Source organism: Rhodopirellula halodulae, assembly GCF_020966775.1.
In the GTDB taxonomy this organism is placed as follows: Bacteria; Planctomycetota; Planctomycetia; order Pirellulales; family Pirellulaceae; genus Rhodopirellula; species Rhodopirellula halodulae.
Map to the genome: position 1 here is coordinate 1 of NZ_JAJKFV010000033.1, position 17006 is coordinate 17006.

Here is a 17006-nt window from a genome sequence, read left to right on the forward strand (position 1 = left end):
CCGTACAACTATCTTGACGCCGATTACACCGGATCGATTACGGGCGTGACGGGAATTGACTCCTGGTGGATTCGGTACTTCGACTACATTTAGCGGCGAACAATTCGATGCACACCGAGCCGCCGAGTAGTGTTTTCACAAGTGGTGAATTGCTTGCGGCGGCCGGGTGATCGCTGCCGTTATGCGTGAGACCAAAGCCCAGATCCATTCTCACGCTCTGTGCTCACTGCCGACACAACCGACGCAAGATACCGCAACGATCTCGTGCTCGGAAATGCCGCGTGAAGTTCATGCCCGCGATTGCGAACGAACCGTGCTCGAACAACATTCGACACCGCGTCCAATAGTCCTCGACGTCGAACCGCCTGGCGCTCGAGTGCTCGTGACATCACCGACTTTCATCGAATTGAATTGTTCGACTGACAATCGAACACCTTCTCCAGTCCATGCTCGTGTCCGCGCTCGACTGCCGCGGAAATGCATAACCATTGCATGCACACGGAGCGGTGGTGGAGACCAACTCGGCGTTCCAGTCACATCGCTCGCCACCGCCCGCATATCGCTACCGTTATCGCGACAACGAATGCTGGACGTGGTTACGCAGATCTTAGCTACATACAACGCTATCCTCGGTGCTCGTGATCGTCTTCTCGACGATGCGACGTCGACACAATGAAAGCGTTCAACACTTTGAACGTCAAACCCTTCGACGATGAACACGATGGCGGATAAAACTGCGGTCGGTTGCTCGGGACACTCCATCGCTCGATCCTGCAACATCCGTCGCGGTCACTCGAACGGTCGTCAACCTTTCTGACGAACGACTGCGTTCTGGTTGCCAACCGATCGCCTCACCGCGACTCCAACGTTTCACCGCTGCGTAGCCTCCCGGAAACGATGCGAACGATGTCGACTACGTCTGATACAATCCTTTGACGTTCTCCATCGACATCGTTCCCTTCGCTTCCTCACCTGTCGGTGCGCTCGTGAGCGTCACTCGACGGTTTTGAACTGCTCGATTGGATCGACGATAGAAATCCCGATAACCATGCCGATCGGGATAGGGGCCCGGTTGCCCGGGCCCCCTCCCACACCATCTAGCATGCGGGACCGCACTGGCGGTTGGGCACGAGTTTCAAAGCAAAGCGTCGCCGCGTTGATCCAAGCCATTGGACCGACAGCTTCGCCGCTAAGAGGTTGCCATACGGCAACGGTTCCTCTGCGAGATGAAGTCGATGCGTGCTTGCTCGTTCCCTTCAGGCCTTCGCATTGCCATTGAATTCGCCGGATCGCTACGGAGCCTTCAGCAGTCTCACCACGGGCCCCTCAGCCGACTTCTCTTTGCACGGCCATACGTTGCCGCATTCCGCCCCGCCTTTCGGGCAAGCCCTACTCACGGGTACGCATCGAGATCTCCCCAAAGAAGGGACGTCGTTGATCACTCGAGAACACGTGATCTGTCACCACTGAAACCCTTGATTTACCTACTCTCATTCTCTTGATTCGGCTTTTTGGTCATTCGTCACGCTCGGTGAGCGTCGAGCAACCGCCATCGGGTATCCTATGACTTTTGGATGTCATTAACGTTTGTTAGCTTGCTCTGTTTTATGTTCAATTCAGAAGAGTACTCGGAACCCTATCCAGAATACAGCAAACACGAAGAGGTGTTCGCTGCACTCCTGCGTCGTTGGCTCAAGCTCGGGTGGGAGCGAAATGACAATGCGCTGGTGGAAGAACATTTTCACCCAGAATGTATCGTGAGTGGACTTGGCCCAGACGTGGTCGAGGGCATTGACGAGCTGATTGCGACTCACCGGGCGATTTGCGGACGGATGCTTCATCGAACGGCGCGTTTGCAATCGCTGCTTCTTCGCCACAACCAGTTTGCTGCCACGTTGGAATTCGAGGGCAAGCATCGAGATAGCGGCACCGACGTTGCGTTCGAAGTTGCGAGTTTCGGTGTGATGCGCGATGGCCTGATCTATCGAGCCCATAACATTGTCGACTACACCGGGCTCTACGCGAAATTGGGACTGCTCGACACTGCAAAAATGGCTGAACATTTCGGATGAGTTGCGTCCCGACGACGAAGCCGTTCCATTTGGTCTGAAGCAAACGCGGCTTGTTTCTTATTGAAGGATTGATTGCAGCCTATGAAATCTTTTCAATCAACCCTGGGAAGCAATTCTTTGGTCACACCACGTTTGGCCGTGATTGCATCACTTGTCTTTCTGACATCAGACGTTGTCGCCTGGGAATTGCCGGTCGGCGTATCGGACTTGGCCCGTGAATCCGATTGGGGCGTCGTCGCGTCAACGAGATCCGTGACGCGATTGCTTCCCTCTGATGCGGACGGAAGTTTGGAGTCGCCGGACGCCGACTATCAGGGCCCAACTTCAGTCGCCGTTTTCCGGATCAATGACGTTTGGAAACGGTCCGATAACACTTGCACGCTGGCAGGGCCTTCGTTTCATGTCGTTTCGCCGCGATTCATCATGGTGGCGTGTGAGTATGACGTCGAGAGTCGGTCTTCGCCAAGGTTCCTACCCGAATGCGATTACGTTCTCTTTCTTCGCGAGTTAGACGAAAACTTCTTCTCTTTGGTGAACGACCAAAGTTCTGCACATGAAGTTCGGCATGGAATGGTTCATACGAGTGCGATCAAGGAGTATGCGAAGTTCCAGCGGGTCAGGATCAGTGAGTTCAAGACGTCTGTTCTCGATCGCTCACTACAGGATGGCGACCAACAGGCTCCGCAGACCTCGGATGCGTCTGGTAGCCAATAGCCCACTCCGTTTGTTGGTGGGATCGCGTCCTTGTACATGCCGCGATTAAGTCTCGCCAAACAATCGAACGGTGATGGTTGGGGCAAGTCGCGGTGGTTACATGCTTGTGGAATGTAGGCGGTTCTCGGATGAGACGATAGAATCGTCGCTGGGCGGATCCAAAACCTTCAGCTCAAATGCAAGTTGCTCGATTGTCCATGAGAATTTTCGTCGTCTTTCTTTTCTCGATCGCGCTTTGTATCTCGGCCCCAGCACAGACAGGCGATCCACCGGCCCGGATTTTGGACCTGTCGAATTGGCGTTTGACCCTGCCCATCGACTCCAATCAAGCCGGAAAGCCGGATGAGATCAGGCAACCGAATCTCGCTTCATTTGTCGATGATCGATACTTTCGAGCGAACAGCCAAGCCAACGGCGTCGTCTTCCGAGCACATTGCGGAGGAGTGACGACCAAAGGATCCAAGTACCCGCGTTGTGAACTTCGTGAAATGGTCGAAGACGGAACCAAACGTGCTTCGTGGAAAACGCATGGGGAAGTGATTCATACGATGGACATGCGAGTCGCGATTACCGCGACACCTGAAGTTAAACCACAGGTTGTATGTGGGCAAATTCACGATGCCGACGATGATCTGATCATGATCCGTTTAGAAGGTGCCAAGCTGTTTGTGGAACGCAATTCGTTCGGTGACGTGATGCTCAACCAGCATTACCAACTCGGGACACCGTTTGATGTTCGAATCCAAACTGGCAGGGGCACGGTTGATGTTTGGTACAACGGGAAGCAAATAATGAGCTGGGCGGTCTCGCGATCGGGATGCTATTTCAAAGCAGGATGCTATACCCAGTCAAACATCAGCAAAGGAGATGAAAGCGAATCGTTTGGCGAGGTTGTCATCTATCGAATGCATGTTGAACACTCAGACTAAGAATCGTCGCCACATTCGGTGCTGACAAGAAGATGCCGATTTTGATCGCTAAGATGAGTCAACGTGCGATCTTGCATTTGAAGCACATTGGTGCAAGTTGCCGGGCCAAAGTTCACTCGAAGTCGAGGGCTCGTCCGGAGGCACGAATGTGTTTGCGAATTTCTTGCTTCGGCAACGCTCGGCTGTAGAACGCAATCTCGTCGATCTGTCCGACGTAGGGTCGGTAATTCTTGGTTGGATAGAGCTGGCCGATCAAAATTTGCATGTTGGCCGGGAGCGGTTCGTCAGCTTCTTGTTGGGCGGCTAGATTTCCGTCGATCCACAATGAGAGTTCCTTCGCGGACTTCTGTGCGATCACATGCTGCCAGACTCGTACTTGGTACTGCTCTTCCGACACCAAATTCTCTCCATCCAGTACCAGACCCGAGGGTGGAGATCGATGGCTGAAACGCATGCGATTGGGGCCCAAAACCTTCAGGGCGTAGAACCATTCGCGAGCGAACGCTTCGAGTAGCAGCGCTTGATCATGACGCCCCTCCCGTCGTTCGATTGGATCGACGAGGCAAATCATTTCGCCGTGGTGATACAACTGAGGTTTCACCCAGGCTTCGATGGTGTAGTCGTCTAGTGGTTCCGGAGGCCAAAGCGCGTCAGATGTGAAGGCGGAGGCGGAATCAGTGAGGCCTAATTCGGCAACGCGATTGCCTTGATATTGCCGCCAGCCGGGATTGCCAACCACGGACGCGTTGTGACCGGGAAGGCGTCCTTGATTCTTGACCTGTTGCGGGAAGTCACCTTCCAAACCTTCGAAACGCCAGTAGATGTCGGGCTCGGAATCCAAAATCGCGTCCACGTAGCGATCGTCCAAGTGCAGAGGGTCAAACGCGTTGGATCGAGCGGATGCAAAACTGGCCATCGATGCCTCAAATAGCACGACGCCTGAATCGATGCCCTTTGCCGTTGATAGACGAACAGCATCGCCTTCTTCTAAACGAATGTCCGATGTCCCGAATGCTTGCGAAGGCAACACCAAACAACGTCCCGAAAATAGGTGAACCTCGTGGACGTCGTTTTGCGAGACCAACCCGATTGAACTTTGCCCGTCGACCAGAACGAGGCCGATCGGCGTGATCACGGACACTTGCTCGCTACCGAAACCGAGCGATTTTGCAGTCAGTGTTCCGCTCGCCAGCCCGAGCTGCCCATCTTCTCGAATGAAGATGCTCGCGGGCCCCTCAATTCGTACCAAAGCCTCGTGCGAGGTGCCGTCTCCGACTTTCAGTTCGGCGACACCTTCGACCAAGTTCAAAATCTCGCCTTGATTGATCGATTGCCCGAGTGTCGGCGTCGCAATGCTGCCTTGCCCCCAAACGCATGCTGTCATGGAGACAATCTGTGGCGGTTTGGACTCGAGCGTCACGGCCGCAATCGCGGGCTGGTTGCGATCAGGTTTGGCCAAAGACCAAGCGAATGATCCAATCACCAAATGGCTCGCGGCCAGCCCGACCAACCAATATGCTCGTGTCCAGTTCTTCGATTGAGTGTTCTCATCGTTCCGCCGGTTGTATCCCGAATGCGAACGCTCGTTCCTCGTTTCTGGAAAGGTGCTGTAGTTGCGTTCGGGGCGAGCGGCTTTCGCGGGCACGTTTGTGAGTGGCATTGAGCACTCATCATGCATCGATAGCGAATTACCAATCGTCGCGTCAGAAAGGGCGCACAGTTGATCGACTAACTTGGCGGCTTCTTCCGCCCCGCCAGGCAAGTTGATCAAACGGTTCAGCTCCATCGCCTCCGCTTCGGATAGTTCTTCACTCTGCGACTTCAAAATCAAGGAGCGAAGTTCAATGAATTCTGCATTCGGATCATTCATGCCCAGCCTCCTTCCACGGACCGGTCCACGCACCTAGAAAGAGCCCCGTGGATCTTGCTGAGTTCGCGGTAAATCGCATGCGTGGACCGACCGGCTTGCTCAGAAATTTCCGCCACGCTTAAACCCTCGAAGTACCGCAGGCGAATCAAATCACGGTCAGGATGGGACAGTTTGCGAATGCAATCGGACAACGCCGATCTGCGATCCGTCAGCTCGGCGGTGATTGGCATCGCGGCTTCTGCCAGTAGCTCCAACGCGTCGTCACCCAGCAGCTTGATGCGACGTTTCGACTCGCGATACTTCAGCGTTTCAAAATAGGCCATGCGAGACGCCCATGCTGAAAAGTTTCCTGATGGATCGTACTGCGAGAACTTTTGCCACAAGACCATGCAAGTCAGTTGAAAGATTTCTTCCGCGTCGTCTTGCCGGTTCATCGTCAGGATACGAATGAAAGACATGATCTTGCTGGAATGAGCTGAGAGCAACCGCACGAATTCCTCTTGCGAGTTCGCTTCAGCGGGGTTTGTTGATTGTGGGTCCAAGAAACCATTCCAAATTTCGGTCCAGCGATGACCAGAACCACCGTTCCAGTTGCCTTCCTTCCTGATTGCCGAACCTCGTTTTGCGAAAATTCTAGACACAATTTCGATTCTGAGACCGGTTGCAGAAAATGACTCCGGTTTTGCAACGAAACTTGACGCAAATCATTGCCTAGCTGCACGCTTCTGCGAATGGTTCGCATCGTCTTTGCGTTTGATATCAGCATAGTCGAGCAAGCGTTTCTCAACCTTCGAACCGATCGTGGAAGCCGAGGTCGCACAACGAATCGGCAGTCAGCAGCGATGTTTGATTGCCGCCGTGCTCATGCATCGCAATCGAAAAGCCCTGTAGGGTGAACATCGTGAGAAATTGAAGTTTTATTCCAAATAAGCGAGCGAAAGTTCGCGAAAGATCTCCGCAGCGTCGGGAATGACTCCGTACGAGCAACTGTATGGACTTCATGCAGGGTGGAGACACCGCCATCTCTTGGGTTGCTCTTCTTCTCTACTGTTCTGATACGGAGTTTTGGGTGATGAAGCGTCAGCGTTTAGGATTCACGCTCGTCGAGTTGCTGGTGGTCATTGCGATCATTGGTGTTCTGGTTGGTTTGTTGTTGCCTGCTGTTCAAGCCGCTCGAGAAGCCGCTCGCCGCATGAGCTGCAGCAACAACTTCAAGCAAATCGGGCTTGGGATTCACAACTATCATTCGGCGTACAACGGAATGCCGATTCACGGCACCGGTACTGACCGGGTCAATGGTCAGCAAATTTATGCTGGTGACAACAAGACCGATAGCATCAATCGCCGTGGGTCTTTTTTGATCAGCGTGTTGCCTTACATCGAGCAGCAAGCTTTGTGGGAGCAAATCAGCAACCCGTTGTCGTTCAATGCCGATGGGTCGACGCGAGCCACACCATGGCAAGCAATGGGACCTGGAGTGGCCCGGATCGATTACGGTCCATGGGGCACAACCATTCCCACTTTCCGTTGCCCAAGTGACCCTGGACAAGGTTTGCCTTCCTTGGGACGCACGAACTACGGAGCCTGCACGGGTGACTCCTCGGTAATGTCGCGAGAAGGGCCGATTAACGTCACGTTAGTATCGCGTGGCGCGACGGTTCCCTACACTGAAAACAACAGCACTCTTTCGCAGCGTTCACGCAAAGTGCATCGCGGTATGTTCGTGATGACTCGTTTGATGAAGTTCCGCGACGTGCTGGACGGACTCAGCAACACCGTCATGTGCGGCGAGCTCGCCACCGACCTTGGTGATCGTGATGTTCGCACCTCGTTCCCGACTGACAATGCTTACAATGACCGCAGTGGACATGGTCGTGCGGAATGTCGTCGCAACCCGCGTTACATGGATCAGTTCCATGATCCGGAACGTCCTCAGTTCTGGAACGCTGGCGCCGCTGCATCCGTCAACATCGCGAACTCGCGTGGCTATCGCTGGCACGATGCGGTTCACATGCACACGCAAGTTCACACGATTTTGCCTCCCAACTCAGGGGTCTGCACGGGCGGCTTCACCAGCAATGACTCGAACGTCACGGTGTCGAGTCGTCACCAGGGCGGTGCTCACGTCTTGATGGGTGATGGGGCGGTCAAGTTCATCACCGACAGCATCGAAGCGGGCAACAGCAACGCTGCGATGATCTCGTATCACGGGTCGCCTGCCACCGTCGCTGGTGCACAGAGCCCGTACGGATTGTGGGGTGCACTGGGAACTCGAGCCAACAAGGAAGTGATCGATACCGAGTTCTGATCTGAATCGACGTCACGAAACGAAAGCCTCGGTGCAATTTGCATCGGGGCTTTTGTCGCTACTTGCGACACCATTTTCTATTTCCTCTACACACGAGCACCAAACATGAACAACTTCATTCGCGTGGCACTCCTCACCCTGCCACTCTGTCTCGCAACCGCGTGCACGTCATCCGAACCGACGAACGACCTGGCCGATTTGGAACAATCCGCGATTGATGAATACAACGAGATGATCGCCGCCGAAGCCAAGCAATCCAGCGAAGCGGGCGACATTGGAAAGAACGAGTGAGGACCTATCACTAGGCTCATTCGTCACATCACGCATCAAAAGAAGCGGCGGTTGCCCCGGATGATAACAAGGCAATCGCCGCATCGGGGCAACATTCCCACCAATTAGCAGCCGGCGCTCAATCACTTCCAATCGTTCATCACTCCCTGAGTTTCGCACCGTGTATCACCGATTTGTCGTTGGAATATCCTTTCTGCTCCTTTGGTCAGGAGCCTTTGCTTCTGCCGCACCACCTGAAACACTGGCAAAACCTCAGTTGGAAGGGGACGAAACAGCAGGTTTTCACAGTCGTGGCTACAGCCCGCTCTTCAATGGCAAGGATCTGTCTGGTTGGCACAACCCTTACCCGCATGGCGAGGCCAAGGTGGTGGATGGCGAGATCCATCTGACCGCTGACAAGAAATTTTTCTTGGTCACCGAAAGGGCGTTTACGAATTTTCGGCTTAGCATCGACATTCATTTGCCGGAGGGCGAATCAAACTCCGGTGTCATGTTTCGGTGTCATGTGAACGAGGACTCAAAGCCAACCGTCTTTGGCTATCAGGCGGAGTGCGATGGTTCGTCACGTCGATGGTCTGGTGGCTTGTTCGATGAAGGAAGACGCAAATGGATTTGGCCCAGCACCGAAGGGCGATCCACCAAGCAATTCCTGCAGCACGAAGACGAGTCCAAGCAGTTCTTTGCTCAGCCACAAGTGCGGGACGCGCTGAACCGTCATGGTTGGAATCGCTATGTCATCACTTGCATGAACGATTTGATCGCGATTGAGCTTAACGGCGTCCAAACCGTTCGTTTTCGAGATTCCGAGGATGCCAGCGGTTTCATTGGCATTCAACACCACGGTGAATCCGAACAGACCTATCGCTTTCGGAATTTGTTCATCAAAGAGCTGCCTGTTGTACCGGCACGTGAACATGTTGCGGTTATCGAACAGGAGCCAATTGCGATCAAGCGAATTAGCGAACGGGTCGTTCAGCTCGATTTTGGAAAAGTCGCGTTTGGGAACATTGTGATGCCGGTCCCGGATGGCCGAGGCACAGCGAAGGTGCACTTTGGTGAGAAGCTGAAGGACAATCGAATTGATTCAACACCACCCGGAACGGTTCGCTACGGGATGACTACGATTCGAAAGGGACAACAACGCGGTAATTGGATCGTGCCGCCACCATTGGATGATCGAACGGTGGAGCAAGCGGGTTTGATGTACGCGAATCCGCCTGCGGTGTTACTGCCGAGCAAGTGGAAACCGATGATCCCGTTTCGATGGCTCGAATTGGAGGGTCTCGACGATTCATTCGACTATTCGCTCATCCGACGTCGAGCTGCTTTTTCAAAGACTTGGAACGAGGACGCGAGTTCGTTTGAATGCTCCAACGAGACACTCAATCGCATTTGGGAATTGTGCAAATACAGCATCCGCGCCACGACGTTTGCCGGCATCTATGTGGACGGCGATCGAGAGCGGATTCCCTACGAAGCCGATGCCTATTTGAACCAGCTCAGCCACTACGCCACAGATGACAACGTCACGATGGCCGCCAGAACTTTTGACTGGTTGATGGAGAACGGGACTTGGCCGACCGAGTGGGCTCCACACATGGTTTTCATGGCTCGCGCCGAATGGATGCGGTCGGGCGACACCGAATGGCTGCGGCATCGCTACGAATCGTTGAAAACGAAAACACTTCTTGATCGCAGCGGCGATGACGGGCTGGTCCGCAGCGACGAGATGGATCGCAACCGGCACGACATCGTGGATTGGCCGCAGAAAGAACGCGATGGCTTTGTGTTCACCGAGATCAATACGGTGGTCAACGCGTTCCATATTCGGGCACTCGAGCAAATGTCCGAACTCGCCCAAGCCGTCGGCAAGGCAGAAGATGCGACCGCGTTTTCGAATCGAGCAAGGCTCGCGAGAGAATCATTTCATACGAAGTTGTTTAACGCGGAAACTGGGATTTACCGTGACGGGATCGGCACCGACCACAGCAGCATCCATGCAAACTTTTTTCCGATGGCCTTTGGTTTGGTACCACCCGCCCACCAAGCCAGTGTCCTTGATTGGCTGAAATCAAAGCAAATGGATTGCAGCGTCTATGCCGCTCAATACTTCATGGATGCGTTGTTTGAGAATGGTGGCGGTTCGAAGGCGCTCGAGTTGATCCTTGCTGACGGTGATCGCAGTTGGAAACATATGTTGGACAGTGGAACCACCATCACATGGGAAGCATGGGATTTGAAGTACAAACCGAATCAAGATTGGAACCACGCCTGGGGTGCGGCTCCCGCGAACTTGCTCCCTCGGCACGTATTGGGCGTTCAGCCAATCACCGCAGGTTGGAATCAGATCCGCATTCGACCTTGTTGTGCCGATTTGAAATACGCTCGCGGACGCGTGCCCTCGGCTCGAGGTCCAATCGAAATTGCTTGGACCAGCGAAGACGCGTTTCAGCTTTCTGGTCAGTTGCCCGAAGGCGTCAGCGCGTTGCTAGAGCTTCCCATGCAAACCGACACAAGCGAAGTCACCGTCAACGGATCAAAGGTGTCCACGGAGATCCAAGACGGTCGCATTCGACTTGAGAACGAACTTCAAGGATCTTTCGTCGTACGAGTCGAATGAGACCATACGAATCGAAGAGAAACGATGGGATCAGACCGTGCCTTCTAACGATACAGATCCAAATATCCTTTGGTCAACTAACTTTTTACCTTTGAGAATCTTAATGAAACTTTCCTTTCAAAAGACCGCATCCCTTTTCATTCTGATGTCATGCGTTGGCTGCGGGGGCTCACAGCCGGTCAACGTCAAGGACAGTGCAGACGAACAAAGCATTGAAGATTACAAAGCCATGGTTGCCGAAGAAGAAGCGGCGAATGCTGGCACGGAGAAGAACGGTATGAAGCCGCCGAAGGAATGATCGACTGAAACGAATGGTGGCGGGAACGGAGCGTCACCTGTCCCTGCGTTTAAGTAGCTGCGTTTTGTTTTCTTGCATGCAAAAATCGGCGGTAACTCATTGAAGAACGCCCAATCCGCATTTGCGAATTGGGCGTTCTGTTTCAGAATCCTGGCAGTGCCGACTAGAACTCGCCGTCGATGACTTCTCGTGCACCACGCGTTCCAAGTGCTCCCCACAGACCGTAGGGGCTCGCTGAACCGGGCGAATTGTTGAACGCGGCCGTTCCCCACTGATAAACCATTCGATTGGATTGGTTTCCAGCTTCGATTGAATCCGTGATGAACTTCACGGCACCGTCACCCATCAGCACATGAGCGCCACCTTGGTGACGGCTGGATACCGACGTCAAGTTGTTCCGGTCGACCGCGCCCGCCGAACAAATCTCGGAGTTCGGTGGACGAACGGTGTGGATCATGGTGAAAGTTGGGTTGAAGCTTGCCCAGCGGAAACCACGTCCGGAGGTCGCGCCAACAATGGGTGCCTCTGGACGCCAAAACTGAGGACGCTCGGGATCCAAATGCTGCTCACACCAATTGGGCGTCACAACAATCGTCCAGTGGTTGTTGTTGGTGCTGTAGGTGCCGCCAGAAGTCAAGCTGGTTCGTGCGTCTTTGTCACCCAGATCGGTTGTCAGTTCGCCCATGGCGATGGTGTTGGACAGTCCGTCCAAAACATCACGGAACTGACTTGATTTGTGGACAATGAAAAATCCGCGATGCGCGGCGTTGGTGCGCTGTGCTGTTGCATTGGTGGCCGCATACGGCAACACGGACGAGTCGTTGCGAACATAGACGTAACCGTCACGCATGTAGTCCGTCGAATCACCCAGGTTTGCGGCGTAATTGGTACGTCCTAAGGAAGGCAACCCCTTCCCAGGATCACTCGGGCAACGAAGCGTCGGAATGTCGGTTGCCCATGGCACATAGTCAATGTTTTCCGGCGTCGGCCCCATCGCGGGAAAGTCGATCGTGCCGTCCTGATCAAAATCATTCGGGTTGGCGATCATCTCCCACAAGCCTTGTTGCTCGACAAATGGCATCAGCCCAACAAGCATGCTCAGACGCATGTTGTTTCCCGTGGTCGTGTTGACCCAAGGATGCGTGGCGACCGTCGGGTGCGTCCCGCCGCCGTGCATCGGAAGCTCGTTGTAGGCCGAGTGATAGTTGTGCAGAGCAAGCCCAAGCTGCTTGAAATTGTTGCTGCAGCTCATCCGACGGGCAGCTTCGCGAGCGGCTTGAACAGCAGGAAGCAAAAGACCAACCAAGACGCCGATGATGGCGATCACGACCAACAACTCGACCAAGGTGAAGCCCGAGGCAGTTGCCGGGCGCGAGTGTTTGAAATCACGATGCATAGAAATTTCTCAAGAGTGCGATACGAAAGCAAAACGCCAGACCGCGAAAATTCGCGGTGGAAACTGGCCAATGCAGTCATTCCCGAAAGAAACGCACTCTCTTGCGGAGAAATCTATGGATTCGTGTTGAATTTCACGGAAAATCGTATTCCTGCTGAATTTGCCAGCGTTTCGGCCGGCTTGAACAGCGGCGACGGACGTACTGAGAAGGTTTAGGAGATGATTCCTTCAATCACTTTCGCTGGCTCGACTCCCGTCAGTTTCTGCTCCAATCCTTGAAACGGAAATGTCAGTCGATTGTGGTCAATTCCCAGCAGGGAAAGCATGGTCGCGTGCAGGTCTCGCACATGCACCGGATCGGCGACCACGTTATAGCTAAATTCGTCGGTCGCTCCGTAACGCATTCCACCGCGAATTCCGCCTCCGGCCAGCAAAGCGGTGAAACATCGCGGATGGTGATCGCGGCCGTATGTTTTCATGTTCAATTTGCCTTGGCCGTAAACGGTTCGTCCAAACTCACCAGCGAACACCACCAGGGTGTCGTCCAACAACCCGCGTTGTTCCAAGTCCTTCAACAATGCTGCGGTGGGCTGGTCGACATCTTGGCATTGGCCGGGCAAGTTGTCGGGCAGCTTCGAGTGGTGGTCCCAGCCTCGGTGGAAGAGCTGGATGAAGCGAACATCCCGTTCCGCCATTCGCCGGGCCAACAAGCAGTTGCGTGCATACGATCCGGGATTGTTCACTTCGGGACCATACATCGCGAGAGTCTCAGCGGATTCGTCCGCGATGTCGGTCAGATCTGGGACGGACGTTTGCATTCGAAACGCCATCTCTTGTTGCGCGATGGTGGTTTCGATTTCGGGATCACCAATTTCACCGAAGTGCTTGCGGTTCAAGTCACCCAGTGAGTCCAACATTCGTCGTCGAATGCCCGCATCAATGCCTTTCGGATTGGAAAGAAACAACACTGGATCGCCAGACGTTTGAAAGCTGGTCCCTTGGTGCTTGGACGGCAGAAACCCACTGCCCCAAAGCCGCGAATACAACGCTTGGACGTTGACCTTTCCACTCCAATAAGCCGACGGCATCACAATGTAATCGGGCAAGTCTTTGTTGAGCGTCCCCAGTCCGTAGCTTAGCCAGGCTCCCATGCTTGGCTTGCCAGGCAGTTCCGTTCCGGTGCAGAAAGCGGTCTTGCCTGGATCATGGTTAATCGATTCCGTGTGCATGGAATCAACAAAACAAAGCTTGTCCACTTGAGTCGACAAATGCGGCAGCAGATCGCTCATCCAAATGCCGCTGTCACCTTGTTGCGAAAAACCAAAGCCGCTGGGGACCACCAGTTGTTCCTGCCCACGCGTCATGGCGGTCACGCGTTGTCCTTGGCTGACCGATGGTGGCAAAGGCTGGTTGAACTGCTTCGCCAATTCAGGCTTGTAGTCGAACAAATCGATTTGGCTGGGCGCCCCCGCCATGAATAAAAAGATGACGCGTTTGGCCTTGGGTGCAAAATGGCAACCCGGCGGTAACGTGGCGTCGCTGGCCGCCTTTTCGCTGGCCGAATTTGCCGAAGCCGACCTGGTGCCCAAAACCAACGAAGTGAGCGCGGAGGTTCCCAATCCCATCCCGGCATTGGCCAAGAATCGACGGCGATTTTCAATGATCGAGAGATCGTTGTGAAGCATGTTGTTCAATCCTTCGTCTTGGTGATGTCCAGGTTGTAAAGCGTGCTGCACAAGACCGTCCAAGCAGCAAGTTCCGCGTTGTCACGAGGCTCCTTCGTCGCCATGTCCTCGCACAGTTGCTCGGCCAATTCAGGTGCCGTCGCGTATTGATTTCGCAAATCGTCCAGCAGAGTTTGCAACACTTCCACTTCCTCTACATCAGGCAACTTGGCCGTGACGGTTTCGTAAGCGAACATGATTCGAGATTCGGCGGGCTGGCCCAACACATTTTGTGCAAGCTTTCTCGCCGCCCGGATGTATTCGCCTTCGTTTAACAACAGCAAAGCCTGAGTCGGCGTGTTGGTGCGTTCGCGTCGTGCGATGCAGGCGTCTCGATTGGGGGCGTTGAGGATTGTCATCTGAGGCGGCGGCATCGCTCGTTTCCAAAACGTGTAAACGCTTCTTCGATAGCGAGATTCGCCTTCGTCCGCACGAAAGCGTTCACCAGTCATGGAGACCGCTCGCCACAAACCATCCGGTTGTGGTGGCTTCACGCTTGGGCCGTACATGCGAGTGGACAGCAAACCGCTCTGAAACAAAATTTGATCGCGAATCATCTCGGCATCGAGACGGTAACGCGGGCCTCGACTCAACAACCGATTCTCAGCGTCCGCGTTGAAGGCTTCCGGCGTCGCGTTGGAGGATTGGCGATAGGTTTTGCTCATGACGATCCGCTTGAGCAAGGCTTTGACGTCCCATCCTGATTCAACAAAGGAAACCGTTAGCTCATCGAGCAACTCGGGATGACTTGGAACTTCGCCTTGATTGCCAAAGTCTTCCGAAGTTTTCACCAATCCAACGCCGAACAACAATTGCCAAAAACGGTTCACCGCCACTCGGGCGGTCAATGGGTTCGAGGGATCCACCAACCAGTTTGCCAGATCCATCCGAGAAGGGACTTCGCCTTCGACCTCGAGTGGTGGCAGGAAACTGGGAACGCCGCGTTGGACTTCTTCACCGGGCGCGTCGTATTGGCCGCGGATTAAAACGTATGTCTTTCGAACCTCGTCCCGTTCCTTCATCACCATGACTTTGTCGACGCGGCGTTCGGTCATGTTTCGTTGACGTTGGATCTTCTCGCGTTCTTTTTGCAGTTCTTCCAGAGGTTTCTTTGCCTTGGCGATCTCATTCTGCAGGGAATGCTTGCGAGCGTCTCTTTCACGAATTCTTTCCGCGTCGGCTTCCTGCTGTCGAGCAAATTCGTTGGCGGCAAACTCGGTGAGCTCCGCTAGCTCCCCTCGTACCTCCTCCGTTTGCTCGGCGTTTGTGTCCGCGTCGATGTTGTCGACGTTGGAGTCCTCTGGTTCGGCCGCTTCGGATTCAGCAGCGTTTTTTTGTTTCTCTTCCGCTTCTTCAGCCTGAATGTCCTTGAGCTGCTTCGACAACTCCTGCACTTGCTTGCTGAGCGGATTGATCTGCGCCGCGAGTTTCGATAGTTCCGAGTCCAAACGATCGAGTTCCGCCGTTTGTTCCCGCGTCGGGAAACGAACGAAAGGTTCCTGATAGCCATCGACGACTTCGCGCGGGTTTGTTTCTGGTTCCGCGTCGATGTTGTTGAAAAACGCGTAGAGCGAGAAGAATTCCTTCTGCGAGATCGGATCGAATTTGTGATCGTGGCATTGAGCGCACTGCACCGTCAGCCCCATGAACGCCGTGCCAACGGCGGTGACGCGATCCAACACATTTTTCACATGACTCTCTTCGGGCAATGCCGTTCCTCGGTCGATGATCAAATGCAAACGGTTGAAACCGGACGCCACCCACTGATCGCGAGTCGGTTCCGGGTGCAAATCACCAGCGATTTGATCGCGAACGAATTCGTCGTAGGGCAAGTTCTGATTGAACGACTGGATCACCCAATCACGGTAGGCGACGTGATTACGGTAGAAATCCTTGTGCATGCCGTTGGTGTCCGCGAAACGAACAAGATCCAACCAGTGACGAGCGATGTGCTCACCGTACTGCGGACGCGAGAGCAGTTCGTCAACCAACTCTTCCCAGGCCAACTCGGGCGATTCTCCGTACGCCAACTCGAATCGCCGAATCTCGTCTCGCGTCGGTGGCAAGCCCGTCAAATCGAATGTCACGCGCCTCAACAGAGTTCTGGGATCTGCTTCGGCGGCGGGCCGCGTTTGTTGCTTCTCGAGTTTGCGAAGCACAAATCGATCCAGCTCGTAAGGACTCCAATCAGGATTTCGAGTGATTGGCAGTTCTGGTCGTTTCGCAGGTTGGAAAGCCCAGAAGTCCTCGTACACAGCGCCTTCTTCAATCCATCGGCGAATCAATGACCGTTCATTTTCATCGAATGGTTTCAAGTGCGATTCCGGCGGCGGCATCAACATGGAATCGTCGTCGGTCGTGATGCGATGCCAAACTTCGCTTTCCTCCACAGAGCCTGGTTCGATCGCGTATCCGATCGCCCCCTCATCCCCGTCGGCTTGATCCAGTCGCAATCCTGCTTCGCGAGATTCGGCGTCCGGGCCGTGACACGCGAAGCAGCGGTTTGAAAGCAGCGGCCGAATGTCTCGACTGAAGGAAACCGTCGACTCCGCGGCATCCTTGTTTGCCGGTTGCTCGTCCGACACCGAGTTGGTTTCTGCGGACACGCATCGCGCTGCTGGTGCGGCCACGAGAGCGAATAAACTCAGCAGCGAAAATATGGCAGAAGAAGGATGCCGCCGACGCATTTCGTGGCGACTCCAAGAAGCGGCTGAACGCCTAGTTGTCGGCATGGTTGAAAATCAGTTTTAGGCGGGAAGGTTGGCAGGACTCAATTAAAAGAAC

Annotated in this window: 12 protein-coding genes; 7 read left to right on the forward strand and 5 right to left on the reverse strand. The window is 54.3% G+C overall.

Going from position 1 to position 17006, the window contains the following annotated elements; translation table 11 throughout:
* Window positions 1-1607 precede the first annotated feature (1607 nt).
* The 3 genes from LOC70_RS24655 (at window position 1608) to LOC70_RS23575 (ending at window position 3715) form a co-directional block, all read left to right on the forward strand.
* Entirely contained in the window at window positions 1608-2072 is a 465-nt protein-coding gene (locus tag LOC70_RS24655; RefSeq protein WP_390889109.1) for a nuclear transport factor 2 family protein, read from the forward strand.
* 81 nt (window positions 2073-2153) lie between these two features.
* Window positions 2154-2786: a hypothetical protein gene (locus LOC70_RS23570; protein ID WP_230256520.1), complete on the forward strand. Its 633-nt coding sequence runs from the start codon at window positions 2154-2156 to the stop codon at window positions 2784-2786.
* Window positions 2787-2983: 197 nt separating this feature from the next.
* Window positions 2984-3715 carry a polysaccharide lyase family 7 protein gene (locus tag LOC70_RS23575; RefSeq protein WP_230256521.1) on the forward strand — a complete coding sequence of 244 codons (732 nt, stop codon included), beginning with the start codon at window positions 2984-2986 and terminating at the stop codon, window positions 3713-3715.
* Window positions 3716-3827: 112 nt separating this feature from the next.
* Here LOC70_RS23575 and LOC70_RS23580 read toward each other — a convergent pair whose 3' ends face one another.
* Together LOC70_RS23580 and LOC70_RS23585 are read right to left on the reverse strand one after the other, a co-directional pair.
* Window positions 3828-5585, reverse strand: coding sequence for a LamG domain-containing protein (locus LOC70_RS23580; protein WP_230256522.1), 1758 nt, complete (start codon window positions 5583-5585; stop codon window positions 3828-3830).
* Window positions 5582-6127, reverse strand: a complete 546-nt coding sequence (locus LOC70_RS23585; protein ID WP_230256523.1) for a sigma-70 family RNA polymerase sigma factor — start codon at window positions 6125-6127, stop codon at window positions 5582-5584. Before LOC70_RS23585 ends, LOC70_RS23580 begins: the two co-directional genes overlap by 4 nt.
* A 530-nt stretch (window positions 6128-6657) precedes the next feature.
* Between LOC70_RS23585 and LOC70_RS23590 the strand changes: the two genes are divergently transcribed.
* From LOC70_RS23590 to LOC70_RS23605, 4 genes are all read left to right on the forward strand, one after another.
* The gene (locus LOC70_RS23590; protein ID WP_230256634.1) at window positions 6658-7893 is read left to right on the forward strand and encodes a DUF1559 domain-containing protein; all 1236 of its coding nucleotides are present in this window, start codon (window positions 6658-6660) and stop codon (window positions 7891-7893) included.
* Between the two features lie 105 nt (window positions 7894-7998).
* Window positions 7999-8184 (forward strand): hypothetical protein, encoded by a 186-nt coding sequence (locus LOC70_RS23595; protein WP_230256524.1) that lies wholly within the window; start codon window positions 7999-8001, stop codon window positions 8182-8184.
* Window positions 8185-8344: 160 nt separating this feature from the next.
* Window positions 8345-10804 carry a family 78 glycoside hydrolase catalytic domain gene (locus LOC70_RS23600; protein WP_230256525.1) on the forward strand — a complete coding sequence of 820 codons (2460 nt, stop codon included), beginning with the start codon at window positions 8345-8347 and terminating at the stop codon, window positions 10802-10804.
* Window positions 10805-10841: 37 nt separating this feature from the next.
* Entirely contained in the window at window positions 10842-11102 is a 261-nt protein-coding gene (locus tag LOC70_RS23605) for a hypothetical protein (protein WP_230256526.1), read from the forward strand.
* Between the two features lie 163 nt (window positions 11103-11265).
* Here LOC70_RS23605 and LOC70_RS23610 read toward each other — a convergent pair whose 3' ends face one another.
* From LOC70_RS23610 to LOC70_RS23620, 3 genes are all read right to left on the reverse strand, one after another.
* Window positions 11266-12498, reverse strand: coding sequence for a DUF1559 domain-containing protein (locus LOC70_RS23610; protein WP_230256527.1), 1233 nt, complete (start codon window positions 12496-12498; stop codon window positions 11266-11268).
* Between the two features lie 212 nt (window positions 12499-12710).
* Window positions 12711-14183 (reverse strand): DUF1501 domain-containing protein, encoded by a 1473-nt coding sequence (locus LOC70_RS23615; RefSeq protein ID WP_230256528.1) that lies wholly within the window; start codon window positions 14181-14183, stop codon window positions 12711-12713.
* Between the two features lie 5 nt (window positions 14184-14188).
* Window positions 14189-16954: a DUF1553 domain-containing protein gene (locus tag LOC70_RS23620; protein ID WP_390889110.1), complete on the reverse strand. Its 2766-nt coding sequence runs from the start codon at window positions 16952-16954 to the stop codon at window positions 14189-14191.
* Window positions 16955-17006: the final 52 nt, after the last annotated feature.